At 63.2% G+C, this 26111-nt stretch carries 24 protein-coding genes; 8 read left to right on the plus strand and 16 right to left on the minus strand.

Features of this window, described 5'->3' with window-relative positions:
• Window positions 1-340 precede the first annotated feature (340 nt).
• Window positions 341-3424 carry an ATP-binding protein gene (locus JG747_RS21705; RefSeq protein ID WP_167470478.1) on the minus strand — a complete coding sequence of 1028 codons (3084 nt, stop codon included), beginning with the start codon at window positions 3422-3424 and terminating at the stop codon, window positions 341-343.
• Between the two features lie 241 nt (window positions 3425-3665).
• Here JG747_RS21705 and JG747_RS21710 point away from each other — a divergent pair, with 241 nt between their 5' ends.
• The 3 genes from JG747_RS21710 to JG747_RS21720 are packed head-to-tail and all read left to right on the plus strand — an operon-like array spanning window position 3666 to window position 5300.
• Complete coding sequence (locus JG747_RS21710; RefSeq protein WP_019858052.1) at window positions 3666-3851, plus strand: hypothetical protein; 186 nt, start codon at window positions 3666-3668, stop codon at window positions 3849-3851.
• A gap of 48 nt (window positions 3852-3899) precedes the next feature.
• Window positions 3900-4589, plus strand: coding sequence for an iron-containing redox enzyme family protein (locus tag JG747_RS21715; RefSeq protein ID WP_223217735.1), 690 nt, complete (start codon window positions 3900-3902; stop codon window positions 4587-4589).
• Window positions 4590-4613: 24 nt separating this feature from the next.
• A complete protein-coding gene (locus tag JG747_RS21720) occupies window positions 4614-5300 on the plus strand; it encodes a Crp/Fnr family transcriptional regulator (protein WP_019858048.1) in 687 nt (228 codons plus the stop codon).
• Between the two features lie 123 nt (window positions 5301-5423).
• Here JG747_RS21720 and JG747_RS21725 read toward each other — a convergent pair whose 3' ends face one another.
• A complete protein-coding gene (locus JG747_RS21725) occupies window positions 5424-5696 on the minus strand; it encodes a hypothetical protein (RefSeq protein ID WP_019858047.1) in 273 nt (90 codons plus the stop codon).
• Between the two features lie 408 nt (window positions 5697-6104).
• Between JG747_RS21725 and JG747_RS21730 the strand changes: the two genes are divergently transcribed.
• On the plus strand, window positions 6105-7010 hold the full coding sequence (locus tag JG747_RS21730) for an agmatinase (protein ID WP_202360026.1): 906 nt from the start codon (window positions 6105-6107) through the stop codon (window positions 7008-7010).
• Window positions 7011-7032: 22 nt separating this feature from the next.
• On the opposite strand, the gene JG747_RS21735 is transcribed toward JG747_RS21730, so the two are convergent.
• The 6 genes from JG747_RS21735 to JG747_RS21760 form a co-directional block, all read right to left on the minus strand.
• A complete protein-coding gene (locus JG747_RS21735; protein WP_064982407.1) occupies window positions 7033-7812 on the minus strand; it encodes a pyrroline-5-carboxylate reductase in 780 nt (259 codons plus the stop codon).
• 43 nt (window positions 7813-7855) lie between these two features.
• Window positions 7856-8740, minus strand: a complete 885-nt coding sequence (locus JG747_RS21740) for an aldose 1-epimerase family protein (RefSeq protein ID WP_064982409.1) — start codon at window positions 8738-8740, stop codon at window positions 7856-7858.
• 174 nt (window positions 8741-8914) lie between these two features.
• Window positions 8915-9631 (minus strand): Bax inhibitor-1/YccA family protein, encoded by a 717-nt coding sequence (locus JG747_RS21745; protein WP_038646719.1) that lies wholly within the window; start codon window positions 9629-9631, stop codon window positions 8915-8917.
• A 43-nt stretch (window positions 9632-9674) separates the two neighbouring features.
• Window positions 9675-10448 carry an anti-sigma factor family protein gene (locus JG747_RS21750; RefSeq protein WP_038646717.1) on the minus strand — a complete coding sequence of 258 codons (774 nt, stop codon included), beginning with the start codon at window positions 10446-10448 and terminating at the stop codon, window positions 9675-9677.
• Entirely contained in the window at window positions 10445-10978 is a 534-nt protein-coding gene (locus JG747_RS21755; RefSeq protein WP_038646716.1) for a sigma-70 family RNA polymerase sigma factor, read from the minus strand. Before JG747_RS21755 ends, JG747_RS21750 begins: the two co-directional genes overlap by 4 nt.
• Before the next feature lie 110 nt (window positions 10979-11088).
• Entirely contained in the window at window positions 11089-11682 is a 594-nt protein-coding gene (locus JG747_RS21760) for a histidine phosphatase family protein (RefSeq protein WP_038652645.1), read from the minus strand.
• A 175-nt stretch (window positions 11683-11857) separates the two neighbouring features.
• Between JG747_RS21760 and JG747_RS21765 the strand changes: the two genes are divergently transcribed.
• Both JG747_RS21765 and mazG read left to right on the plus strand, forming a co-directional pair.
• Window positions 11858-13042, plus strand: a complete 1185-nt coding sequence (locus tag JG747_RS21765; protein ID WP_038646714.1) for an amino acid aminotransferase — start codon at window positions 11858-11860, stop codon at window positions 13040-13042.
• A gap of 80 nt (window positions 13043-13122) precedes the next feature.
• The gene (gene mazG / locus JG747_RS21770; protein WP_019858038.1) at window positions 13123-13947 is read left to right on the plus strand and encodes a nucleoside triphosphate pyrophosphohydrolase; all 825 of its coding nucleotides are present in this window, start codon (window positions 13123-13125) and stop codon (window positions 13945-13947) included.
• A gap of 63 nt (window positions 13948-14010) precedes the next feature.
• Here the strand turns inward: mazG and hflX are convergent, their stop codons facing one another.
• The 8 genes from hflX to dusB form a co-directional block, all read right to left on the minus strand.
• Window positions 14011-15402 (minus strand): GTPase HflX, encoded by a 1392-nt coding sequence (gene hflX, locus JG747_RS21775; protein WP_202360027.1) that lies wholly within the window; start codon window positions 15400-15402, stop codon window positions 14011-14013.
• Window positions 15403-15648 carry an RNA chaperone Hfq gene (hfq, locus tag JG747_RS21780; protein ID WP_006202172.1) on the minus strand — a complete coding sequence of 82 codons (246 nt, stop codon included), beginning with the start codon at window positions 15646-15648 and terminating at the stop codon, window positions 15403-15405.
• 145 nt (window positions 15649-15793) lie between these two features.
• Window positions 15794-16657, minus strand: a complete 864-nt coding sequence (locus JG747_RS21785) for a D-amino-acid transaminase (RefSeq protein WP_019858036.1) — start codon at window positions 16655-16657, stop codon at window positions 15794-15796.
• A gap of 100 nt (window positions 16658-16757) precedes the next feature.
• Window positions 16758-18119 carry a nitrogen assimilation response regulator NtrX gene (ntrX, locus tag JG747_RS21790; RefSeq protein ID WP_010909346.1) on the minus strand — a complete coding sequence of 454 codons (1362 nt, stop codon included), beginning with the start codon at window positions 18117-18119 and terminating at the stop codon, window positions 16758-16760.
• Window positions 18109-20391: a sensor histidine kinase NtrY-like gene (locus tag JG747_RS21795; protein ID WP_019858035.1), complete on the minus strand. Its 2283-nt coding sequence runs from the start codon at window positions 20389-20391 to the stop codon at window positions 18109-18111. Before JG747_RS21795 ends, ntrX begins: the two co-directional genes overlap by 11 nt.
• Before the next feature lie 128 nt (window positions 20392-20519).
• On the minus strand, window positions 20520-21980 hold the full coding sequence (gene ntrC, locus JG747_RS21800; RefSeq protein WP_019858034.1) for a nitrogen regulation protein NR(I): 1461 nt from the start codon (window positions 21978-21980) through the stop codon (window positions 20520-20522).
• Entirely contained in the window at window positions 21977-23119 is a 1143-nt protein-coding gene (locus JG747_RS21805) for a two-component system sensor histidine kinase NtrB (protein WP_019858033.1), read from the minus strand. The genes ntrC and JG747_RS21805 overlap by 4 nt, the downstream gene beginning before the upstream one ends.
• Complete coding sequence (gene dusB / locus JG747_RS21810) at window positions 23116-24144, minus strand: tRNA dihydrouridine synthase DusB (protein WP_064982415.1); 1029 nt, start codon at window positions 24142-24144, stop codon at window positions 23116-23118. Before dusB ends, JG747_RS21805 begins: the two co-directional genes overlap by 4 nt.
• Before the next feature lie 244 nt (window positions 24145-24388).
• Here dusB and JG747_RS21815 point away from each other — a divergent pair, with 244 nt between their 5' ends.
• Entirely contained in the window at window positions 24389-25612 is a 1224-nt protein-coding gene (locus JG747_RS21815; RefSeq protein ID WP_202360028.1) for a bifunctional 2-C-methyl-D-erythritol 4-phosphate cytidylyltransferase/2-C-methyl-D-erythritol 2,4-cyclodiphosphate synthase, read from the plus strand.
• Entirely contained in the window at window positions 25609-26091 is a 483-nt protein-coding gene (locus JG747_RS21820) for a CinA family protein (RefSeq protein WP_027046822.1), read from the plus strand. The genes JG747_RS21815 and JG747_RS21820 overlap by 4 nt, the downstream gene beginning before the upstream one ends.
• Window positions 26092-26111: the final 20 nt, after the last annotated feature.

Raw genomic sequence — 26111 nt, forward strand, 5'->3', positions numbered from 1 at the left:
ATATCAGCAGCGTTCCAATCCGTTCATAGCCCATGCGGGGATAATGCAGTCACGACGGAAACAGCAAAACCCGGCCGCGCATGTTGCTGCACGGTCGTATCAGCTTCCTCGGCGGCGACGTAACGTCGGCTGTTAGCTCAAGGCAACACGCCTCGATCGAGCCAAACCTATGAAAATCAGCGGCAATTCCCAGATGCTGGCCAACGCATAAGTTCCATAATCTATCTTATGCAACTTTTGTATGCGCACGCTTCGTCCACGCGCGGCCCCGGATAGCCTGCGAGATTCAGCCGAATGGAGTCTGTTGCGGCCGAGACGAAACGAGGAAATGGCGGCCGCCCTACAGCGCGAGCTTTCTTCGTCGCCCTCGAGCCTGTCGTGCACCGACGACAAAGCCCTTTTGCGCGCACAGACGCACAGCGTCCGCAAGCGCTGCATCCGCTTCCTCCGGGAGGCCGGCGATGTGGAGAACCTCTCCAAGACCGTCGAGGACGAACGACTGGAGGAACAGAAAGTCCGTCGGCTCCGCGATTGCGACAGCCTCCCGGGCCATACGGAGAGCTCCCTTCACATCGCCCTCACGGACCGAGATCTTTGACCGAACGCATCGCAGCAGGCCTTGCGAGTACGTGTCGTCACTGCCGGCGATCCCCTCGCCCAACCGAACGAACGCCTCGGCCTCCTCGTACCGGCCTTGGACATAGATGGCCTGGGCGAGGATGCCGGCAATCGTAGGCAACCATGCGAACTCGCCCGTGCGTTGAAGGGTCCTTACGCCCCAGCGAAGCTCCCGCTCGGCGGCTGCCGCGTCGCCCGCCCAGAGCTCGGCCAGGGCGCTCATCTCAGTAAGAGGTCCCGCGCTCCACACGGTCAGTGCGACTTCCTCGACCATTGACCTCGCCTGCGCTATCAACTGCCGCGCTTCATCGAATCGGCCGCGCATCGCCTCGAGATTCCCCCAGCTGAAGAGCGCCGCCGACATCGCCTTGCGATCACCCTGCGCCCTGGCGAGCACGTCCTTGCACCGGCCGATCGCCGCCTTGACCGGCATACGGCCCGCCCACACGACAAGCGGCACCCATGAGAGCGACTCGAGCCATTCTCTGTCGTTGCCGGCTGCAAACGCATGCGCCGCCGCGCTCTCCCACGCCTCTTCAGAGGCGCCGAAATTGCATTTCGTCAGATGAAACAGGCCAAGCAAGGACCAACCCTTGGCCAAGCCGTGCTCGTCGTTCTCCTGCTCGAACATCGACATGGCCTGCCGTGCCTCTCGGTACGCCTCGTCCGCCCACCCCTCGGGCTCTGACAGGAAGCGCACCCACAGATCGAGAATGAGCGCATGCGCTTGCAGTCGACGATCGGCGGAGGCGGTCGCAGCCTCACGCATCTGGGCGATGGCGCCACGCGTGCGCTCGAGGTCGCCGGTCTCCAGCAGTGCAAATGCGAGCTCCGGCAAGAGTGCGAGTCGCCCAGGATCGTCGCGAGGGCCGAGCGAGATGGCGCGCGACAGCATGTTGACCGCAGCGGGCATGTCGCCCCGCGCGAAGGCGCGCTGCCCGGCAGAAGCCAGCGGCACGCTCGCACGTCGTGCCAGAGACTCGACGCGCTCGTTCGATAGACCGAGCTCCGCGAGAGACCTGTAGGCCCGCTCGAGGTGGTAGCCGACGATCTCTTCGTACTCTCGGGCCCGCTCGCGCATCCTTGCCTCTAGCCACGAAGCGAAACGCTCATGCATGTGGGCTCGTACGCCCTTCGGAATGCCATTGTAGGCCGCGTCCCCGACAAGACTGTGAGTGAAGCGAAAGGCATCTTCCTCCTCCAGATCCGAGCGATCCGGGTGGATCAGCTGCTTTCTCGCCAGAGACTGAAGCTGGCCGCCGACGCGAGGCCGCTGCTCTTCTGGCGACATCTCCTCGACGGCCCCCCACCAGAAGATGCGCCCGATCACGGATGCTCGTTCGATCACAGAGCGCTCCTCGGCGCCGAGCCGGTCCAGGCGCGCGTTGATAAGGGCGTTGATCGTCGGTGGAATCGTCAGCCTCGATAGGTGGTCAGCCGCCGTCCACGTTCCGTCGACGGCAATAAGCAAGCCGTCGTCGATCAGCATCCGCAGCGTCTCCTCCACGAAGAGAGGGTTTCCCTCAGCGGCATCGGCGATCCGCGCGCGGGCATCGTTCGCGAGCTCCGCTCCTCCGAGCAAGTTCCGGATCAAGCTGTCTGTATGAGCATCACTCAGCGAGCGCAGGGTGATGAGAGACGCGTTCGCCTTTGAGGTCATCCAGCCGGCGCGGACCTCGAGCAGTTCAGGGCGAGCGAGGCAGAGGAAGAACGCCGGTACGCCGCCCAACGAATCGGCGAGATATTCGAGGAGATCGAGGAACGTCGGCTCGGCCCAGTGAATGTCGTCAAACACAACGACCAATGGCCGATGCGTCGCCAGCTTGCCGAACAGCTTGCGCACGGCCCAGAACGTCTCTTGAACACCAGGCGTCGCGCGGGTGAGGCCCATGAGTGCCGACAGGCGTTCGACGACCAGCGCGGCATCGGGGCCTTCCAGCAATTTGCCAATCTTTGCGCGAGCATCGTCGGGCGAGTGACTATCCGTGATGCCCGCCGCGGCCTTTAGCACCTCGATGATGGGCCAAAAGGTAATACCCTCGCCGTATGGCAGGCATCGCCCCCCCACGACCATCGTTGTCCTTTCGAGTCGGGGAAGAAATTCACGCGTCAGCCGGGACTTGCCGATTCCCGCCGGGCCCATCACCGTTACGACTTCGCATAATCGAGATTTGACCGTCCTTTCGAACATCTCGCCGATTGCGGCGACTTCTTTGTCGCGACCGATAAGAGGGGATTCGAGACCACGGGCAGCGAGGGCCGCGGGTGCCACATCCACGAGGTTCCAGGCGGCCACGGGCTCTGACTTCCCCTTCACGCGAAGCGGCTCGATCGGCGATGTCATCGCGACATCGCGGACCAGCCGATACGTCGCGTCTCCGATCAGGACCTGCCCTGGCCCGGCAGCTTGTTCGAGCCGAGCAGCAATGTTGACCGCGTCTCCGACCGCGAAAGTTTCGCCCTGGCTGGGATCCCCGGCGATCACCTCACCCGTGGTCATACCTATGCGGATCACGATCCTGATTCCCCAACGCGCCTCGAACTCATCGTTCAGCCGGTGAAGCGCACGAAGCATTGCAACTGCGGCTCGAACCGCACGCACCGCGTCGTCCTCATGCAGGAGTGGGATGCCGAACACCGCCATGATCGCATCCCCGATGAACTTCTCGGTTGTCCCTCCGTGACCACGAATTACCGCGCCCATCTCCCGAAAGTACTGGGTCATGAGATTGCGAAGCGACTCGGGATCGAGCTCGTCTCCCAACGCCGTCGAGTCGACAATATCAGCGAAGAGGACCGTGACCACCTTGCGCGTATCGGCGGCACCGGAAGCTCGTTGGGTTAGCGGCGATTCACAGGACGCACAGAACTGCAATTCGGCTGCATTGGCAGATCCGCATGTCGAACAGATCAAGCTCCCAAGAGCATATCTCATTAGCCTATGGACTGTACGGCCAGGCCTTACGGAGGGCAAGTCCGCTCTCTTGACAGACCCGTCTTAGTCTAGGATATTTTAGGATGGTCTAAGATAACTGGAGGGTGGGGCGATGGCAACAGAATTGCCACCACACGTCAAAAAGTATCTCGACGACATGGAGGTCTCGGCGGATGCCCTTCCACAGGACGCCTGGGAGACGTTTGCCAGCCTTTCGGGGGGCGAGATACTCCTCCTAAGGAAGCTGCGGAAGGACCTGGAGAAAGCAGATGTCGACGTCGTCATCAAGGTTCATTAGCCGCGCTTCTTAACCACCGGGATGCTTCTTAACCACCGGGATGCCGGCATGAGCGGGATCGAGATTGGGGCCGCTACTACGCCGAGCATTCGCCTCCGGCGGAAGATCGATCTTGCGGTTCAACCGTACGCACAGTCATGCCGCACCCTTGTGACGCACCCGAGGCTTGCTGACTTTTGGCCACAGTTCCTGCTCACTCAGCACCAAATCATCCGCGCAACGGTGCCCTTGACCGAAGCAGCAGCGGAGCGGGCGGACAAAATGGCGGCTGCTGACCCTGCCGCATCCGGCCTGGCCAGATATCTGAAGGAGCACGTCAAGGAGGAGTTGGGGCATGATGACTTGCTGCTCGATGACCTTGAACTGCTGGGTGTGAAGCGGGCGACGGCGCTGAGCCGCATACCATCTCCCACGGTCGCGAGCCTGGTGGGAGCGCAGTACTACTGGATCCATCACCATCACCCTATCGCGTTCCTTGGTTTCGTCGCGTTGATGGAGGGACACCCGCCGACACCCAAGCTGATCCAGACGCTGATCTCCGCGACGGGGTTTCCGCATGCGGCTTTCCAGACACTCACCGAGCACGGTGAGCTTGATCCCGGACACCGCGATCGGCTCTACCGCACGATCGACGCCCTGCCCCTGACGGCCGAGCACGAAACCCTCATGGGTATCTCCGCCATGCATAGCGCCACGCTTCTCCCACCCACGATCGAGGAGATCCTCGAACAGGGGTAGCGAGGCGGCAATTTGGAAATCAAAATGGCCTCCGGCAACGCGAACGATGGAAATGATCTGCCGCGGCTTGCACGGATTGACCCACGCCTATTCGATCTTCTTTTCAGCGGCTGCAAGGTCGAACGCTACGCGGCAGGCCAGCATCTCTTCGTTCAGGAAGATCCATCCGATCGCATTTACGGGGTGATGAGCGGGACGGTGGAGATATCGATCTATTCGCAGGGCGGCCAGAGGCTGGTGGCCAATATCGAGCTTGCGCACAGCCTGGTCGGAGAGGTTGGCGCGCTCGACGGGCGCCCGCGCACCGCAACCGCCATCTGTCTGACCGCTTGCGATCTAGCCTCGCTCAGCCGGACGCAACTCTTCGATCGCATTGAAAAAAACCCATCTCTGGCACGGGCCATGATTGAGCTGTTGTGCACACGGCTGCGTTGGATCAGCAGCGAACTTGGGGATCACGCTTTCTTCGGCATCGAGGCGAGGCTGGCAAAGCGACTGGTCTTCTTGGCTGGCGTAATGGCGGATGGGTCAGGCTGGATACCGATTTCCCAGTCTGAATTGGCGGAATTCCTGGGCGCCACGCGAGAGTCCGTCAACAAGACGCTTAACAGTTGGCGCAACCGCTCGATCATCGCAATCAAGCGTGGTGGCCTGCGAATAACCAACGTCGGCGCCCTTCGTCATCTGGCCGAGTCACAGAACGACAACTGATGTTCGCCACTTCGCAAGGGCGGAATGAGAGCCGCCAAATCGGATCCTGACAGTCCGTAGGAATGTCACTCCCCGCTCGAGGCGGGAGAGCGGTAGCTCTAGCCACCGCTCTCCACTTGTATCTCAGTTGCGGCAATTGGGGCTGACAGGGTCATACTGGTGCGGGCTAACCCCCATGCAATTGGAGTTCGAAACGCCACCAGCCAACCCGATCGATCCTGTCTGGAACCCATACACCGCTTCTCCTGAAGCCAATGGATGTTGGCCCTTGACCTGTCCCGGGCCCTCGAAGTCACCATTGTCGGCACGAAGGCTGTGCACGAATGTCGAGTCGATCGCGAACGCGGGCGCGGCAAGCATGAGCAATGCTGATGCAACTGTAATGATCTTATACATTTTGATCTCCTTTGTTTGGTTCCACCACAAATTACGACTAGAACGAAAAGTTACCTATCTGCGAAGACCGTCCTGCTCGTTTGATCTTATATTTCTGCTGCAAGATCTTTTCGCAAGGGCGGGTAACTTTCTGTTCTGACATATCCTGTACGCCGCGCACGAATTTGTATGTGAAGGAGTTCACAAGAGGCTGCCAATATGACGTAGGTCGTTTTTCGGGGCAGTAGTCTGCCCGCCTGTCGAGAAGCGTCTGGAACAGATCCAGCGCGAGATCGACGGCACGACAATCGACTATAATCGCAAAAAATTCAGGGATGATCGAAGGCGCCGTGCTAGGCGACCTGCTTTGCGGCAGTCGGTGTTACGCGGTAACTTCCCCAGTCCGTGCCATCAAGGACCACCAAGAAAATGTCGCCATCATTCCTCGCCCTTCCCGATCGCCTCGCGGATGGCCGTACGCCTCGTGCGGTGATCTTCGGCGCCGGGCACGGCAGCACCTATCCCGGCAAGGACAGCAGTGGCCATGCGTTGGCGGCCGACGCCATCCGTGCGGCCAGCCAGGATGACGCCCTGCTTGTCGGGCACTGGGATTTCGATCTTGGCGGCCCGTTGTTCGACGGCAAGCCGGTCTGCTGCATCGATGCCGGCGACATCTCGACCATCCTGCACGACAATGCCGAAAACAGGGCCCGGATCGAGGCGAGGACGCGCGAGGTCCTGGCCTTGCCGGCCGTGCCGATCCTGCTCGGCGGTGACGATTCCGTCGTCATTCCGTTCCTTGCCGGCTTTGCCGATCACGGACCGATCTGGATCCTGCAGATCGATGCCCATATCGACTGGCGCGACGAGGTGCATGGAGAACGCCACGCCTATTCCAGCCCGATGCGAAGGGCAAGCGAGATGCCGCATGTCGCGGGCATGGTGCAGGTTGGCCTGCGCGGCGTCGGCAGTGCGTGCCTTGCTGAAGTCGAAGCGGCGCAGCACTACGGCAGCCGTTTCGTGACCGCGCGCGAGGTTCATGCACAAGGCGTGGAGGCGGCGCTCAGGCATATTCCGGAAGGCGCACGGGTGGTCGTCACCTTCGACTGCGACAGCCTTGATCCCGGCATCATGCCGGGCGTGGCGGCGCGTACGCCCGGCGGCCTCACCTACACGCAGGCGATCGACCTGATCGCGGGCCTTGGCAAGAGGACCAGGATCGCGGGATTCGACCTTGTCGAGCTCTATCCGCCGGCCGACATTGACGGCCTGTCGGCCCAGACCGCCGCGCGCCTTCTGGTCAACGTGATCGGCACCATCGCCCGGCAGGTTTGAAACCCATCGCAAAACTTTCTCGTCAGGTGGCGCCAACCGCTGAAATGCGCCGATGCACGCCGTCCAGGCTTTCCGCCAGCGCATCGAAGACGTTGCGGGCCGTGAGTTCCTTCAGGACCTGCTCGTTGATGCCGCCACGGGTCGCATAGTCCTGCGCCAGATGCGTGAAGTCCGCCTCAGGCGCCGTCTCCGGAGCGTGCCCGAGCGCCGTGAAGAGCGCGGCGATATAGTCACGCCCCTTGGTGTCTGGCACATCATGCGCTTTCAGCCAGCGATGGATCGTATCGAGGTACTTGAAATAGGTGGCATAGGTCGCGGTCACGACGCTCAACGCGTCGAACTCGCTGGAACTCTCGACCTCGATCACCTTCCCCAGTCCGCCGAACAACGCGGTCACGTCCGGATCAGGCGGATAAATGATCGTCGCCCCCAGCCGCCGGGCGATCATCGGCATGGGCAGCGCTTTGGTCACGCGGCTCGCCGGTGCGGTCAGGCCGGCTATCTCCTCGTGCGACAACGTGGCGATCAGGCTGATGAGGTGATGGTCGCGCCGAAATTTCAATTCAGGCAGCACCTGATGGGCATCTTGCGGCCGGACAGCCAGCATGACGGTATCGCAGTCGTCGAGCACCTCCTGATTGTCGGCGGCAACGCGTGTATTCGGATAGCGGGAAGCGAGCTTCGCCGCGATCTCTTCGTTGCGCGGCGACAACACCACCGACACCGGATCGCCATCGAGGGATTTGAGCCCGACGACAATGGCTGAAGTCAGCGCACCTGTGCCGATGAAGCCGAGTTTCATTGGGTGCTCCCAGGCGTCGATTCTGCGGTTGGCCGTCGGTCGGTCACCGCCGGCCCGGCTCCAGGCCGATCTGGTAGCTCAGCGAACGCTTCGCCCCCGGTTCGATCAGCATCACGCCGGGCTTGTCAGTGAATTCGCCATCGAAATCGGTCGGGCTCGCTATGCCATGCCAGGGTTCGATGCACAGGAAGGGCGCGCCGCCGGGCTTGGACCAGATGCCGAGCTCCTCGGCTCCCTGCCATGACATTTCGATCGCCGGACCGCGCTCGGCCGCATAGCGCACGCTGGTGCTCGCTGGCCGGTCCAGGATGACGGCGTCGTCATCGAACAGCCGTTCGGACAGCGCAAGCGTCCTGCCATCGATGGGCGTCGGCCGCGGTTCCGTGAGCAGCAGGCCGTCCTTCAGGCGGCGGATCGGTGCCGGCTCGTCGTCGGAAAAGGTCAGCCGATAGGCCTCCTTGGGCAATTCCGGCAGCAACGGCCAGTTGAATGCAGGATGCGCGCCGATCGAAGCCGGCAACGGCTCGTCACCGGTGTTGGTGATCTTGAAGGTCACACCGAGCTGCTGGCGGTCCAGCGTGTAGGTCACGGCAAGGCGAAAGGCGAAGGGGTAGTGCGCGCGGGTGTCGGCGTCGTCGGTAAGCACCAGCGTGCAGGAGTGGGGTCCCCTCTCCTCCCAGGTGAACGGTTTGTCGCGGGCGAAGCCGTGCTGCGTCATCGGATAGGTCTGGCCGCGATGGCGCAGCCGATCGCCCGTCAGCCGGCCGACTATGGGGAACAGCACCGGCGAATGGCGCCGCCACTCCGGCCCGGCTTGCCACAGAAACTCAAATCCCCGCCCATCCTGCAGCGAAACCAGTTCGGCGCCTTGCTCTGCAATAACGGCCGAGATGCCGTCGCCATGAAGCGTTTGGCTGTCCTGTGCCACATGTCCTCGCGCGTCGGTGTTGAAGGCCGCTGCGGCGGCAGACTAACAAAAGCTCCTGGGGACTCAAGGCATAGACGGGTCTTGCAGGAACGAATTGTGGCCGGAGGATTTCTCCTCCGGCCACCTCTCCGCATCAAGGGCGAGAACCCCGCCCTTGCCCACAGCGGACAGTCGTTACTCCCGCTCGCCCGTGAAGTTCAGCAGCAATTGGAAGATGTTGATGAAGTTCAGGTAGAGCGAGAAAGCACCGAAAACAGCCAGCTTCTGGCGCGATTCCGCGTCGAAATTCTCGGCATATTGTTCCTTGATCGTCTGCGTGTCCCAGGCGGTTAGCCCGATGAAGACGGCGATACCGATCACCGAAATGGCGAACTGCAGCGCGGTCGAGCCGAGGAAGATGTTGACGATGCTGGCGATCACCACGCCGATCAGGCCCATGATCAGGAAAGACGAGAACTGGGTCAGGTCGCGCCTGGTCGTATAGCCGTAGAGACTGGTGGCGCCGAACATGGTGGCGGCGATGAAGAAGGTGCGCGCGATGCTGGTGCCGGTGAAGACCAGGAACACGGAGGCGAGCGACAGGCCCATCACCGCGCAGAAGGCCCAGAACATTGCCTGAGCGCTGGCCGCCGACATGGTCTGCATCTTGAACGAAAACAGCATGACGAAGGCGAGCGGCGCCAGCATCACCACCCATTTCAGCGGGCTGGAGAAGATCGGCACGTAGAGCGCCGGCGTCGACGACACCAGGAAGGCGACCAGGCCGGTGACCACCAGGCCGAGGCCCATATAGTTGTAGACGCGCAGCATGTGCTGACGCAGGCCCTCGTCAAAGACGGCTCCGGCCTGGGCGCCGGTGCCGACGCGATATCCCAGATTGGGCGTGTTCATTTGCAGTCTCCTTTGTGGATCGGTCAGTAAAGCGTGGGGTCGATCAGTAAAGCGTTTTGGCGAGCGTCTCGGCGGCGCGGTCGAGGTCATGAACCCCGCTTTTCGCGACCACCGCATAGGCGACCTCGCCGATCTGGAAATAGGCCGAGGAAATGTCGCCCGACGGCGCGACGGTCGGCTTGACCACGTCGAAGGTTCCCGGCCGGATCGCAAACAGCGACACCAGGCCCATATCCTTGGTGTCGACAGCCACCTCGACGCTCGGGCCGAAGCGCGACGGATAGATCTGCACGTCGCGCACCTTCCAGTCCTTTGGCAGCGACGGCATGACGATCGCGGTCGCAGCACGGATCTCGCCGGCACTGTAATTGGGCGCTTCCGGCTGCGAGGGCATGGTCTCGCGCACCAGCGTCGTCCTGTGTGCCCGCACGGCCTCGTCGACATAGGCGGGCGGCTGCGGCGACGCGACGACCTTGGTCACCGACATCGGCCCGATGATGCCGTTTGCCAGCCAGCCGGCGGCAACGAAGGCAGCAACCGCAGCGGCGCGCTGCAGCACGCCGAAGATGCGGCCACGGACAAGCCCCCTCTCCAGCCGCCGCGCCGCGTCAGCGGTCGCCGGCCGGGCCATGCCCTTGGAGCCGGCAAGCGCCACGCGCAGCTCATCGCGGGTCCGCAGATCCGACATGACGCGCGCGGCGGCCTCCGGGCGAGTCGACAGGAAGGCTTCGACCTCGATGCGGCGGGTGACATCCAGCTGGTCGTCGACATAAGCGTCGAGGTCGGCGTCGGTCACCGGGTCGACAAGAGCGCTCATGGCTCACCTCCCACGATCTTGAGATGATTTTTTCCGCGCACCGGGGCGGCGTCTTCCATCTGGCGAAGGGCGGCGCGCGCCCTGCCGATGCGCGACATCAGCGTGCCCAGCGGCACGCCGGTGGCACTGGCCGCCTGCTGGTAGGAAAGCCCTTCGATGGCGACCAGATGCAGCGCCGAGCGCTGCTCTTCCGGCAGGTTGAAAAAGGCGTCCCGCACCTGCGCCAGGCGCACCGAATGCTCCTGCGGCGCCGGCGTGGCGGCATCGGCGAGGTATCCGGCCTGTTCGATGCGCACGGCTTCCGAGCGGCGCGAACGCATGCGGTCGATGAAGGCGTTGTGGACGATGGACAGCAGCCAGGCCCGCAGGTTTCCGCCGGAGCGGAAGGTGCCGCGCCGCTCATAGGCGCGCACCAGCGCGTCATGCACGAGATCCTCGGCATCCGCGCTGTCGCGCGTCAGCGACTGCGCATAGCGCCGCAGCGATCCGAGCTGTCCTATGATGTCAAAGCGTGGCATCGACCGTTTCATGCCCTGTTTACGGAGCATGTGGGGATTTTAATCCCAGCCGCGCCTTTTTTCTTATGCCCGGTGGTTTCGCCGGGGGATCGCGTTTGCGATCCCCTCGCCCTGCCTGGCTCTCAAGGGCGAAGCGTTGTTGCGGATTTGGGCGCGGCTACACCGCAGGCGCGCAACACCCATCTGCGGCCGTCGCTGCGAAAATCGGTGATGCTCAGCGGCTCGATATCGATCTTCCAACAGGCCGCAAGCGGAGCACCCAGAACATGCACGATCGCGGTCCGGATGACGCTGGCATGGGTCAGCGCGATTGTGTGGCCAGGCTTGGCCATCAACCGGTCCATCAACTCGGAAGCCCGGCGGGCAACGTCAGCCAGCGACTCGCCACCACGCGGCGCTGTGTTGGGGTCTGATAGCCAGGCAGCGATGCCCTCGGGCTGCTCCGCCTGCAGGTCCTCAAAACGCATACCGGCCCAGCTTCCATAGCCCTGATCCGCCAGGAGCGGTTCGACCGATGCGTCCAGCGATAGCGCCTCGGCGGTCTGGCGGGCGCGAAGCGCGGGCGCTGTCCACACGCGGTCGGCGCGGCGCAGCGTCCCGCGCATCGCCTTCGCCAGCGCCAGCGAGCGCGGCTCCAGCGGCTCATCGAGCGGAAACGACCCCCGCCGGGTCGCGGCCGTGGCGCCGTTGCAGATCATCGTCAGCCGTACGAGCATGAGGCAGTCATTCCTTGAGCCGCTTTCGAAGCGACGCATACGCTGCAATGAGAATAGCTGCTATCGTTTCGAAAGGCCGCGCCCCTGGGTGCCGCCCTCCGTTTTGCGCAATTAAACCGCTGGCGAAGTGCGCTCTATTTGCGTATCACTCCGCCGCGCCAACGGAACCATAGCGATGTTCGAAGAACTGCAGCCAGCTCCCGCCGACAAGATCCTGGCCCTGATCGGCCTCTATCGCGCCGATCCGCGACCCAACAAAGTCGACCTCGGGGTCGGCGTCTACAAGGATCGCGACGGCAAGACGCCGGTGATGCGCGCCGTTCGTGAGGCTGAAAAGCGGCTGCTGAACAGCCAGGACACCAAGACCTATCTCGGGCTCGCGGGCGACACCGGGTTCAACGCGGTGATGGCCAAGCTCGCCTTCGGGCCGGGCGCGGACATGACGCGCATCCGGGCGGCACAGGCGCCTGGCGGCTCCGGTGCGCTTCGCCTGGTGGCGGAGCTGCTCAAGCGGACCCGTTCGGACGCCACGATCTGGCTGTCGGACCCGACCTGGCCGAACCATATGCCGGTGATGCGCGCCGCCGGCCTGCAGATCCGCGAATACCCCTATTTCGATGCGACCTCTGGTGCTGTTCGTTTCGACGACATGCTGGCGGCGTTGCGGACGGCCAAGAACGGCGACGTGGTGCTGCTGCATGGCTGCTGCCACAACCCGACTGGCGCCAACCTCGACGCGGCGCAGTGGCAGGCCGTCACCGATCTGGTCGTCGAACGCGGCCTGCTGCCATTCGTCGACATCGCCTACCAGGGCTTTGGCGACGGCCTCGAGGCCGACGCTATTGGCCTGCGCCTGTTGGCGGCGAAAGTACCGGAGATGGTCGTTGCCTCGAGCTGCTCGAAGAATTTCGCCGTCTACCGCGACCGTGTCGGCGCGGCGATGATCCTGGCCAGGGACAGCGCGCAGGCCGACGTGGCGATGAGCCAGATGCTGTCGGCGGCACGTGCAATGTATTCGATGCCGCCGGACCATGGTGCCGCGGCGGTGCGCATCGTGCTGGAAGACGCAAGCCTGCGCGCCGACTGGGAAGCCGAACTGGAAGAGATGCGCCTACGCATGCTCAGGCTTCGCGTGGCTTTCGCCGAGGCGCTGCGCCGGCAGTCCAACTCCGACCGCTTCGACTTCGTCGCCAGCCATCGCGGCATGTTCTCGCGGCTTGGTCTCACGGAAGCGCAGGTCGAGCGGTTGCGTGCCGAGTACGGCGTCTACATGGTCGGCGATAGCCGCATCAATGTCGCCGGTTTGCCAGAGGACGGCATGGACGACCTCGCCAAGGCGATCATCTCCGTGCTCGACTGAGGCGGCTCAGCTGTGGACAAGGCCCCCTCGCAGGCTGACAGCGTTGGCCGCGCGTCGGGTCGCAGGATAGCATCCGCCGCATGACGCCATCCAAAGACATTTCGCGCCTGATCGAGATCATGGCGGCGCTGCGTGCGCCGAAGACCGGCTGCCCCTGGGACATCGAGCAGGATTTCTCGACCATCGCGCCCTATACGATCGAGGAAGCCTACGAGGTGGCGGACGCCATCGCGCGCGGTGACCTCGGTGATCTGCGCGATGAACTCGGCGACCTCCTGCTGCAGGTCGTCTACCACGCGCAAATGGCCGAGGAAGCGGGTGAATTCGCCTTCCCGGATGTCGTCCAGGCCATCACCACCAAGATGATCCGGCGCCACCCGCATGTCTTCGGCGACGAGGAAGCCCGCGGCGCCGGCATGGCCAAGGGCATGTGGGAGAAGATCAAGGCGCAGGAGAAGGCGGAGAAGCGGCAAGCCCGTGTCGCGCGCGGCCTCGACCCCGAAGACAATGGCAAGGGATTTCTGGACAGTGTTCCGGTCGCCCTGCCCGCTTTGACACGGGCGCTGAAACTTCAGGAGAAGGCTGCCCGCGTCGGCTTCGACTGGAGCGAGGCAGCCCCCATCCTCGACAAGATCGAGGAGGAGATCGGCGAATTGCGCGAGGCTCTGGCGAAGGGCGAGACGGCCTCGATCAAGGACGAGTTCGGCGACATGCTGTTCGCCGTCGTCAATCTCGGCCGTCATCTCAAGCTCGATTCGGAAGCCGCGTTGAGCGGCACCAACGAAAAATTCCGGTCACGCTTCCACTATGTCGAGCAGGCCCTGGAGAAGTCCGGCAACACGCTGGAGAAGGCCACCCTGGACGAGATGGAAGCGCTCTGGCAGGAAGCGAAGAGCGCGACGTAGGGCCCTATAGGCCGGCAATCAGGACGGAAAAGCGTTATACACTTTTCCTGCAATTTCTCCGTCCTAGCCGTTGTTTTTACGGCGCAATCGGCTTTCAATCTCTTCGCGGGCGCTTTGCGTGGCCTTGAGCGAGATGGTGGCGCTGCCGTCTTCATTGTCGGTGCGCGAAACAATATCGCCATTGCGATACAGCCAATCGACAAGGCCAAACTGCGCCGGCTCGATCGTCACCGTCAGGTCTTCGAGCTCGCCAGCCATGCGCGTCTCGATGAGCGCCTTCAGCGCATCGATGCCCTCGCCGGTCACCGCCGATATGGCGATCGGCGGACCCTTGCTGCCGTCGGCGGCATCGGCGAGCAGCCGGCTCCTGTTGCCTTCGTCCAACAGGTCGACCTTGTTCCAGACTTCGATCACACGCTTGGTGTCACTGGCGTCGACACCGAGGTCGGCCAGGATGCGCTCGACATCCTCGGCCTGTGCAGCCGTGTCGGGATCGGAAATGTCGCGCAGATGGATGACGAGATCGGCTTCGACCACCTCTTCCAGCGTCGCGCGAAAAGCCGCGATCAAATGCGTCGGCAGGTCGGAGATGAAACCGACCGTGTCCGACAGGATGATCGGCGTGCCATGCGGCAGGCGCACGCGGCGCAGCGTCGGGTCGAGCGTGGCGAACAGCATGTCCTGCGCCAACACGTCCGCGCCGGTCAGCCGGTTGAACAGGGTCGACTTGCCGGCATTGGTGTAGCCGACGATCGCCACCACCGGGAACGGCACCTTCTTGCGCTTGGCGCGGTGCAGGTCGCGGGTGCGACGCACCGTTTCCAGCTCGTGCTTCAGCTTGATGATCTTTTCCTGCAACTGCCGCCGGTCGGATTCGATCTGGGTTTCGCCGGGGCCGCCGAGGAAGCCGGCGCCACCGCGCTGGCGTTCAAGGTGGGTCCAGCTGCGAACCAGGCGGCCCTTCTGGTAGTTGAGATGGGCAAGCTCGACCTGCAGCGTGCCTTCCTTGGTGCGGGCGCGCTCACCAAAGATTTCTAGGATCAGCCCGGTTCGGTCCAGAACCTTGGCATGCAGTTCCTTCTCGAGATTGCGTTGCTGCACCGGGGTCAGTGGATGGTCGACGATGACCAGCTCGGCGTCGTTTTCCTTGACGATCTCGGCGAACTCTTCAACCTTGCCGCTGCCGAGCAAGGTCGCTGGACGCGGATCGTTGACCGTCACGACAGCCGTATAGACAGGGTCGAGATTGATGGCGCGCGCAAGGCCGACCGCCTCGTCATGGCGAGCGTCGGCCGAGCGCGTCAACCGAGGGCGGTTGGTTTCGTCGTCGCCGCGCGGCTGGCGGGTAAGCACGGGCACAATGACGACAGCCCGGGTCGGCCCCTTGGCTTCCGTCCCGGGATGATGCGCTGGTTTTCCGCGAACCGTGCCGTCCGCGTCCTTCTCACGTGCCAATCAGGCGCCCTGGCTTTCCTCGCCATCGAACATCTGAACCGGCTGGCTCGGCATGATCGTGGAAATGGCGTGCTTGTAGACGAGCTGAGAGTGACCGTCGCGGCGCAGCAGCACACAGAAATTGTCGAACGAAGTAACCACACCGGTCAGCTTCACGCCGTTGATGAGGAAGATGGTGAGCGGGTTCTTGCTCTTGCGAACTGAATTCAGGAACAGGTCCTGAAGGTTTTGCGATCGTTCCGCCATTGTTCTTGTCTTTCGCCGATCCCCTTCGGTTTGCAAGCCAATGCGCCAAATTGTCGGGCACATGTCAAGCGCGCAAACACCGTCTTGTCGTCAGTAACGACAAGCAGAACGAGATATATTGATGTTCATTCCACCTGTGCGGTTATCAGGCTGGACTTTTTTCCGCAATGTCAAAAAAGGCCTGCCGTAACGAAAGTGTCACTGAGCCGGGGTGCCCATTGGCCACAGGATCGCCGTCAATGGCCACGACCGGCATGGCAATCGTCGTAGCCGAACTGATGAACGCCTCGCGCGCCGCCTTGGCCTCGGCGACGGAAAAACCGCGCTCTTCGATCTTCAGGCCGAGCTTTGCCGCAACTTCGAACATGGTCGTGCGGGTGATGCCGCGCAGGATGCCGTGATCCGCTGGCCTCGTAACCAGGACGCCGTCCTTGGTGACGATCCAGGCGTTCGACGAGCCGCCTTCCTTGACGTTGCCGTCGGTGTCGACGAACCATGCCTCCTGAGCACCGGCCTCCTTGGCTTTTTGCTTGGCCAATACATTGGGCAGCAGTCCGACGGTCTTGATATCGACCCGGTCCCAGCGGTTTTCTGGCACGGTGATGACCGCGATACCGGTCTCTGCTCGCTTTGCTCCAGCCGCCGGATCGGCCTTTCTGGCAGTGACCACCAAAGACGGCTTGGTGTCCGCCGACGGGAAAACAAACTCGCGGCTGGCGACACCGCGCGTTACCTGCACATAGACCAGCCCATTGACGACATGGTTGCGGTTGACCACTTCGCGCAGGATGAGCGGCAGCACGTTACGCGCCACCGGCCACGCGATCGACAATTCGGTCAGCGAGCGGTTGAGCCGGGCAAGATGGCGCGGCATGTCGACGATGAAGCCGCGCGCCACCTCGCAGACCTCATAGACGCCATCGGCGAACTGATAGCCGCGATCCTCGATATGCACGGAAGCGTCCGCGTGGGCGACGTAGCGCCCGTTGACATAGGCAATGCGCGGCATTGGCGACCCCTGGAAAATTCTCGGGCTTTCTTATGCGATTCCGCCGCCGCCGTAACCGGCAAATGCTTGGACCACGCGCGGTTCAGCACAGGTCCGCGCGTCAGACGCCCAGCGACTTCAGTTTGCGGTGCAGAGCCGAGCGCTCCATCCCGATGAACTCGGCGGTCTTGGAGATGTTGCCGCCAAAGCGGTTGATCTGGGCGATCAGATAATCCTTCTCGAACTGTTCACGCGCTTCGCGCAGCGGCAGCGCCATGATGTGCTGGTCGGACTGATTCGGCGTTCGCGGCATGACATCGCCAATCTCGGACGGCAGAAGGTCCGCGGTGATCGGCGCATCGACGTCGTCGCCGCGCGCCAGGATCATCAGGCGTTCGACATTGTTGCGCAGCTGGCGCACGTTGCCCGGCCAATTGTGCGCCTGCAGAACGGCAAGCGCATCGTCGCCGATGCGACGCGGCTTGATGCCGGCCTGGCGGGCGATCTGCTTCATGAAATTGTCGACGAGATAGGGAATATCCTCGCGCCGCTCGGCCAGCCCCGGCACCATCACCGGAACCACCGCCAGGCGGTGGTAGAGATCCTCGCGGAAACGCCCGTCGGCGATCATGGCCTCCAGGTTCTGCGAGGTCGAGGAGATGATGCGGACATCGACCTTGACCCGCTTGGTGCCCCCTACACGCTCGAACTGCTGCTCGACCAGCACGCGCAGGATCTTGTTCTGCGTCTCGCGCGGCATGTCGGCCACTTCGTCGATGTAGAGGATGCCGCGATGGGCCTCCTCCAGCGCGCCGACCTTGCGCTCGACACCGTTCGATTCGGTGCCGAACAGTTCGATCTCCATGCGTTCGGGCGTGATGTTGGCAGCGCTCAGCGTCACGAACGGCGCGCCCTTGCGGGCCGACAGCGTGTGAATGGCGCGCGCCGCAAGTTCCTTGCCTGATCCGGACGGGCCGATGATCATGACACGGCTGTTGGTCGGTGCGACGCGCTCGATGGTCTGGCGCAGCTGGCTCATGGCCGACGACATGCCGATCAGGTCGAAGGTCTCGCCGCTGCGCTGCTTGAGATCGGAAACCTCGCGTCGCAGCTTCGAGGTTTCCAGCGCACGCTCGGCGATGAGAATCAGCCTGTCGGCCTTGAACGGCTTCTCGATGAAATCATAGGCGCCACGGCGGATGGCCGAGACCGCCGTTTCGATGTTGCCGTGACCGGAGATCATCACCACGGGCAAAGTGGGATGCATGGTCTTGATCTCGTCCAGCAGCGCCAGGCCGTCCAAGCGAGAGCCCTGCAGCCAGATGTCGAGGAAAATCAACCTCGGCGCCCGGTCGGCAATGGCCGCCAACGCGCTGTCGGCGTCAAATGCCGTACGGGTTTCGTGACCTTCGTCGCTCAGTATGCCTGCGACGAGCTCGCGGATGTCTTCCTCGTCATCGACGATGAGAATATCAGACGCCATTATCGACCTTTTCAGTTTCTCTCTCGTGTTCCGACTTGCCTTCGCGCAACGGCGTGACGGCCGCGGGCGGCAGGATGATGCTGATCATCGCCCCGCGGCCGCCATGGAAATCCGCAGGCGCATCATGAAGTTCCAGCCTGCCGCCATGGTCCTCCACGATCTTCTTGACGATAGCGAGACCAAGCCCTGTGCCCTTCTCGCGCGTGGTCATATAGGGCTCGAGCAACCGTTGGCGATTCTCCCGCGGCAGGCCTTTGCCATTGTCGATGACGTCGATTCGAATCGCGCCATTCTGACGACCGGCTTGAATCCGGATTATGCCGTGCGAACCGTCCTTTTGTTCCAGTCCGTCGATCGCCTCGGCGGCGTTCTTGATCACATTGCCGAAAGCTTGCGCCAAAAGGCGACTGTCGAACGTGCCCTTGAGCGGTTCGTTACCGAAAATCCGCTCGAAGGTGATGTCGGCGCGGCTGACCTCGACCAGGAAGGACGCCTCACGCAGCGATTCGCGCAGATCGATGGCCTTCATCTCGGGCTTGGGCATGCGCGCGAAGGCGGAGAATTCGTCGACCATGCGGCCTATGTCCTCGACCTGCCGGATGATGGTGTCGGTGCATTGGTCGAAAACCTCACGGTCCTCGGTGATGACCTTGCCATAGCGGCGCTTGATGCGCTCGGCCGAAAGCTGGATCGGCGTCAGCGGGTTCTTGATCTCGTGGGCGATGCGGCGCGCCACATCGGCCCAGGCGGAAGAACGCTGCGCCTGGACCAGATCAGTGATGTCGTCGACGGTCACGACGTAGGATTTCTCCTCCGAGCCGTCATCGCCCGCCTCGACGGTGATCTGCACGTTGAATGTGCGTTCCGTGCCGGCGCGGAAAAACGTCACCTGCTCTCGGTAGACGGGCTTGCCCGACTGGCGGCCGATCTCGAAGACACGGCCAACATGCGGCAGAATGGCGGAAAGGTTCTGCCCGAGTGCAGCACTGGCGGAGATGGCCAGCATCGATTCGGCCGAACGGTTGACGATGGTGACGATGCCGTAGGGATCGACGCCGATGACACCGGCGGTAACACCGGCAAGCACGGCTTCGGAAAAGCGCCGCCGTTCGTCGATCAGGTCCTTTGCCGACAGGATCTCGTTGCGTTGCGATTTCAGCTCCAGCAGCATCTTGTTGAAGGTGTCACCCAGCGAGGCGACGTCGCCGTCGGAAGGCCTGACCGGAACCGCGACGTCTAGATTGCCTGTCGCCACCTCGTCGGCAGCGCCAATGAGCTGGCGAATCGGCCGCACGAGACGGTCGGCGACCGCGATGCCGGTCCAGATCGCCGACAGGATGATGATCAGGGTCAGCGACAGATAGGGCAGTGCGAAGGCCACTTGCGAGGTGCGCCTGTTGTCTTCGAGATTGCGATACTCGTCGGTGTTGGATCTGACGATCTGCCTCGCCTTGATCACCTCGGGATCGACAAGGCGGATGGTGTAGAGGTAGAGGCCCTCGATCTCGCGCAGCTTGACGATGGCGCCCATGATGTTGCGGGTGCGCGGCTCTATCAGCACCGGTTTGCCATCGGTGGCGCTGCTGACTGCGCCTTCCGGCGGTTCCGGCATGGCGAAATCGGCATCGGTCTGCGCGCTCATGACGAACGAACCGTCGGGCTTGATCAGCGCCGCATGGGCCAGCGACCGGCCCACCGCCTCCTTGTTCAAGAGGTCGAGAAAGCCTGTGCGATCAAGGCCGTAGAGTGTTCGCGACGCGTCGAGATCATAGGCCATCGACAGCGTCGTGCCCTGCAAGTTGCGGGCATTTTCCTGGACATAGGCATCGGCGATCGACAGCGAGGAATTGACGATCGTCTTGGTGCGGATCTCGAACCAGCGATCAAGGCCGATATCGAGCGTGATCGAGGCGATGATGGCCACCATGATGGCGGGAATGGCGGCAACCAGCGCGAACATGGCAACGATGCGCACATGCAGGCGCGAGGCCGCCTTGCCGTGCCGGCGCGCCATGACGATGCGATGGACCTCGCGCCCGACCAGCGCCATCAGGAACAGCACGAAAGCGGCGTTGAGCGCGATCAGCGCCCAGGTCGTCCTGGCGTCAGGCGCGATCGGCGTCGCGCCGACCAGGATGGTGAACGAAATGGCCGCCATGACCAGCGCGCCGACAACCGCCACCACGCCGGGCAATGCCAGCAAGCGGCGACCGTCGCGCGCGCCGGGTTCGCTGAATAGCGGTTGGTTGAGTACAGGTGCCTGCGGAGCCATGTCGCCGTCTGGGAGCCAATGATTGCGTCCGATCTATGCAACGCATTGTGGCGATTATGCAACAAGTGTGACAATGGCGGAAATCTTTCGCCGCTCAGTCCCCTGAAAAGAGTGCGTCAGATCAGCGCTCAGCCCGGCCGCGACGATTTATAGACGTTGACGCCCAGTTCGCGAATCTTCTTGCGCAGCGTGTTGCGGTTGAGCCCCAGCAGCTCCGCGGCCTTGATCTGGTTGCCGCGGGTTGCCGTCATCGAGGCCAGGACCAGCGGATATTCGACTTCGGACAGGATGCGCTGGTAAAGCCCGGCGGGCGGCAATTCGCCGGCAAACGAGGCGAAATAGCGCTGCAGGAAATGCTCGACCGCCTGGCCGATGGAGAGGTCGTCGGGAATGAGGTTGCCGCCGCCGGGCACCACGGGGCGCTCGCCGGTCTTCAGCTCCGCCTCGATGATTTCGGCGGAGATCTCATCCTGTGAATAGAGCGCGGCCAGCCGGCGAACCAGGTTTTCCAGTTCGCGCACATTGCCCGGCCACGGGTAGCGTTTCATCAGTTCGATGCCGCCGGACGAAATACGCTTGGTCTGCAGCCCTTCCATCTCGCCGAGCTTGAAGAAGTGGCGCACGAGATCGGGCACGTCCTCGGAGCGCTCACGCAGCGCCGGCAGCCTCAGCGGAACGACGTTGAGACGATAGAACAGATCCTCGCGGAACAGTCCCTGGTTGATCAAGGTGCGCAGATCCTTGTTGGTGGCGGCGACGATGCGCACATCCGTTTTGATCGGCGTGCGGCCGCCGACCGTCGTGTATTCGCCCTGCTGCAGGACACGCAGCAGGCGCGTCTGCGCCTCCATCGGCATGTCGCCGATCTCGTCGAGGAACAGCGTGCCGCCCTCTGCCTGCTCGAAGCGGCCGGTGGAGCGGTTCTGGGCACCGGTGAAAGCCCCCTTCTCGTGGCCGAACAGTTCCGATTCGATCAGGTCGCGCGGAATCGCCGCCATGTTGATGGCGACGAACGGTCCGCCGCGACGGCGGCCATATTCATGCAGCGCGCGCGCCACCAGTTCCTTGCCGGTGCCGGATTCGCCCGAGATCATCACCGTCAGGTCGGTCTGCATCATGCGTGCCAGCATGCGGTAGATGTCCTGCATGGCAGCCGAGCGGCCGACCAGCGGCATCGTTTCGGGCTGTTCATCGGGCCGCGCATCGATCTTCGGCCGGCGGGGCTCCGACAGCGCCCGGTTGACGATGTTGAGCAGTTCGGTCAGGTCGAACGGTTTCGGCAGATATTCATAGGCGCCGGTCTCGGATGCACGGATTGCGGTCATGAACGTGTTCTGGGCGCTCATGACGATGACGGGCAGCTCCGGCCGCGCCTTCTTGATGCGCGGCAGCATGTCGAAGGCGTTCTCGTCCGGCATCACCACGTCGGTGATGACAAGGTCGCCCTCGCCCGCCGCCACCCAGCGCCACAAGGTCGAGGCGTTGGACGTGACGCGCACCTCGTGGCCGACGCGCGAGAGAGCCTGGTTGAGCACGGTGCGGATCGCCGCATCGTCATCGGCGACGAGAATATTGCCGCGAACGGTCATTTGCGGTCTCCTTCACCGTCTTCTTCAGCGCCGAACGGCGTTTCCTTCCAGGCCGGCATCAGGATGCGAAAGGTGGTCCCGCGCGGGGTCGATTCGCATTCGATGATGCCGCCATGCTCGCCGACGATCTTGGCGACCAGCGCCAACCCCAGCCCCGAGCCGTTCGGCTTGGTGGTGATGAAGGGATCGAACAGGATCGGCAGGATATCCTCCGAGACACCGGAGCCATTGTCGCGCACGCAGAACTCGAGCGGCAGCGACACGCGGTCCTGCGTGCCTGGAACCGAAACGCGGATGCCCGGCCGGAATGCGGTCGACAGCACGATCTCGCCATGCGGGTCGCTGCCGATTGCCTCGGCGGCGTTCTTGACCAGGTTCAGGAACACCTGGATCAGCTGGTCGCGATTGGCGAATACCGGAGGCAATGATGGATCATAGTCCTCCAATATCCTGATTTTCTTCGCAAAACCGTTCTTTGCGATCGCCTTCACATGGTCAAGTACGACATGGATGTTGACGGGGTAGCGATCGATCGGCCGCTCGTCGGAAAACACCTCCATGCGATCGACCAGCGAGACGATGCGGTCCGTCTCGTCGGTGATCAGCCGGGTCAGTGCGCGGTCTTCGTCGGAGGCGGACAGTTCGAGCAGCTGGGCTGCGCCGCGGATGCCGGAGAGCGGGTTCTTGATCTCGTGGGCGAGCATCGCTGCGAGGCCGGTCACAGAGCGTGCGGCACCGCGATGCGTCATCTGCCGGTCGATCTTGTCGGCCATCGACCGTTCCTGGAACATGACCACGACGGAGCCCGGGAATTCCGACACTGGTGCGACATAGAGATCGACGACCTTCTCGATGCCGAGGCGTGGCGACGACACATCGACCCGATACTCGTTGACCGGAGCCCGGCGCTCGCGCACCTGATCGACCAGGGTCAGCAGCGGGCTGCCGAAGGGGACGAGCTTGGACAGCGTGTTGCGCGCCAGCATGGTCGCGCTGGAGCGAAAGAAGTCCTCGGCATCGGCATTGGCGAAGGTGATGAACCCGTCCTCGCTGATCATGATCACCGGGCGGCGGATGGTGTTGAGGACGATCTGGGCGGCATCCGCCATTTCAGTTCCCTGGCCAGCGGTGGCGTTCATGCGGCGCTCCGCAGGCTCAAGGGTTGCGGATCGCGCGAAAACACATTGCGCAGCAAGGCAATGACGCGAGCCGGATCGAACGTCGTCAGGATGGCCTTTCGATGGTCGTCGGCGACGCCAACAGCATGGCGATCGAGATACCAGCCCAGATGTTTGCGCGCCTGGCGCAAACCGCTCTCGACGCCATAAAGCGCCAGCATGTCCTCGTAGTGGCCAACGATATAGTCGGCCAGAGCCGCGGCAGTCTGCGGCACGTTGGCCGCCGTTTGGCCCGCCGCCGCTGCCGCGATGCCACCGGCGATCCAGGGCACGCCGTAATGCGCGCGCCCGACCATCACCGCATCAGCGCCCGATTGGTCGAGAATGGCGGCTGCCTCGGCCGGGGAACAGACATCGCCATTGGCAACGACCGGAATGGACACAACTTCCTTGACGCGAGCGATGGCGCGCCAGTCGGCCTTGCCTTGGTAGAACTGGCAGCGCGTGCGGCCATGCACCGTCACCATCTTGACGCCCGCCTGCTCGGCCCGGCGCGCGAGGATTGGCGCATTGAGCGCGCCTTCGTCCCAGCCGAGCCGCATCTTGACCGTCACCGGCACCTTGACCGCGCCGACCACGGCCTCGATCAGCGACAGCGCATGGTCGAGATCCAGCATCAATGCCGAGCCGGCATAACCACCAGTGACCTTCTTGGCCGGACAGCCCATGTTGATGTCGATGATGTCAGCGCCCTCGCCCGCGGCGATCCGCGCGCCTTCGGCCATGTATGCCGCTTCGCGGCCGGCTAGCTGCACCATATGGACGGGCAGGCCCGAATGACGTATGCGCAGATCGAAGCCGGCTCTTCCCTTGGCGAGTTCGCCGCTTGCCACCATTTCGGATACAACCAGGCCCGCGCCATGCGCATGGGCGCGCCGCCGGAAAGGCTCGTCGGTGATGCCCGACATCGGCGCGAGGAATACGCGATTGCGGATTTCCACGCCGCCGACGTTCAAAGGCGCGGCCAATCTGGTTGAGTTAACCATGCACAAAAACCAAGCACGTCCATTCGTTGCACATTCTCTAGCCATATCAGCCGCAATGTGCAACGCGGAATGACGTCACATTGAGGCGCAATTGGGAAAATTCCGGACCCTTAGGGATTTGCCGTGACCAAGGCGCCGCGCGTCCTTCATGGCGTGTGAAGGAGGCTTTGGAGTTCATATTTGACGCACGATCTTTTCGGAAAACCAATTACACTTTTGGGGATCGTGCGCTAAGCCAATCGCCATGACTGACGGAAGTGAAAACTCGAGCGCGACAGGTGAGGTTGCGGTGGTGATCGTCGCCGCCGGCCGCGGCGCTCGTGCCGGGCAGGCCAACGGACCCAAGCAGTACCAGAATATTGGCGGCCGCGCTGTCATTGCGCACACGCTGGAGATGTTTCTGGCCCATCCGCGAACCGGCCGGGTCGTCGTCGCCATCCACGCCGACGACCACGAATTGTTCCGGCAAGCGGCGGGCAGCCAGGCTGAGCGCGTCACTGCCATCATTGGCGGACCGACCAGGCAGGAGTCCGTTCGGCTCGGGCTGCTTGCGCTGAAGGACCACGCGCCGGGCCAGGTTCTGATTCACGACGCCGTCCGCCCGTTCGTCGATGCGGAGTTGATCGATCGCACCATCGCCGCCATCGGCGAGAACGAGGGGGCGTTGCCCGCCCTGCCCGTCGCGGACACGCTGAAGCGCGAGTCGGCCGCCGGCGTGGTCGCGGAAACCGTTTCCCGCAGCGGGCTGCACGCGGCGCAAACGCCGCAAGGTTTTCCCTACGGGCCGATCCTTGCCGCACACGACAAGGCCTATCAACTAGGCAGGCTGGACTTCACCGATGACGCGGCCATCGCCGAATGGGCGCAGATTCCAGTCAAGCTCGTTCCGGGCTCGCCGGACAATGTCAAACTCACCTGGGCACGGGACATCGCCATGGCGCACCAGCGGCTTTCCAGCGAACGCACACATTTCCCCGACATCCGCACCGGCAACGGCTACGACGTCCACGCCTTTGAGCCCGGCGATCACGTTACACTGTGCGGCGTCGCGATTCCGCATGACAAGAAACTATCCGGACATTCCGATGCCGATGTCGGGCTGCACGCCTTGACCGACGCGCTGCTGGCGACCTGCGGCGCCGGCGACATCGGCACGCATTTTCCGCCGTCCGAGCCGCAGTGGAAAGGTGCAGCGTCGCGGATCTTCGTCGAACACGCGGCGAAAGTGGTGCGCGAGCGCGGCGGACGCATCGCCAATGCCGACATCACGCTGATCTGCGAGGCGCCGCGCGTCGGCCCACATCGCGAGGCGATGACGGCGGCCCTGTCGCAAATGCTGGGGATTTCCGCCGACCGCATCTCGATCAAGGCGACAACCAACGAAAAACTCGGCTTTGTCGGTCGCGAAGAAGGCATTGCGGCGATCGCCACTGCCAGCGTGGTGTTTCCCGGCGAGGTGCCGGAATGAGCAACGCCGAACTCGCAAACTCCCTGCTGCTGGCCTGCCAGCAACGTGGCATCATGCTGGCGACGGCGGAAAGCTGCACCGGCGGCATGATCATCGCCGCGCTCACCGACATTGCAGGCTCCTCGGCGGTGGTCGACCGCGGCTTCATCAGCTATTCCAACGAAGCCAAGATGGACATGCTCGGCGTTTCCGCCGAAACGCTCGACGCGCATGGAGCTGTTTCGCGCGAAACGGTCCTGGAGATGGCGGCCGGCGCGCTGGCGCATTCGCGCGCGAGCCTTTCTCTTGCCGTTACCGGCATTGCCGGCCCAAGCGGAGGTTCGGCTGACAAGCCGGTCGGTCTCGTCTGGTTCGGCCTTGCCCTGGCCGGCCAGCCGGTTGTCGCCGAGCGCCAGCTGTTTGGCCACAAGGGCCGCGAATTCATCCGCCACGAGACGGTGAGACATGCGCTGCAACTCGGCCTGCGCGCGCTTGGATAAGGCATGGACTCACTACTATA

The sequence above is a fragment of the Mesorhizobium sp. 131-3-5 genome (genome assembly GCF_016756575.1).
Lineage (GTDB): Bacteria > Pseudomonadota > Alphaproteobacteria > Rhizobiales > Rhizobiaceae > Mesorhizobium > Mesorhizobium jarvisii.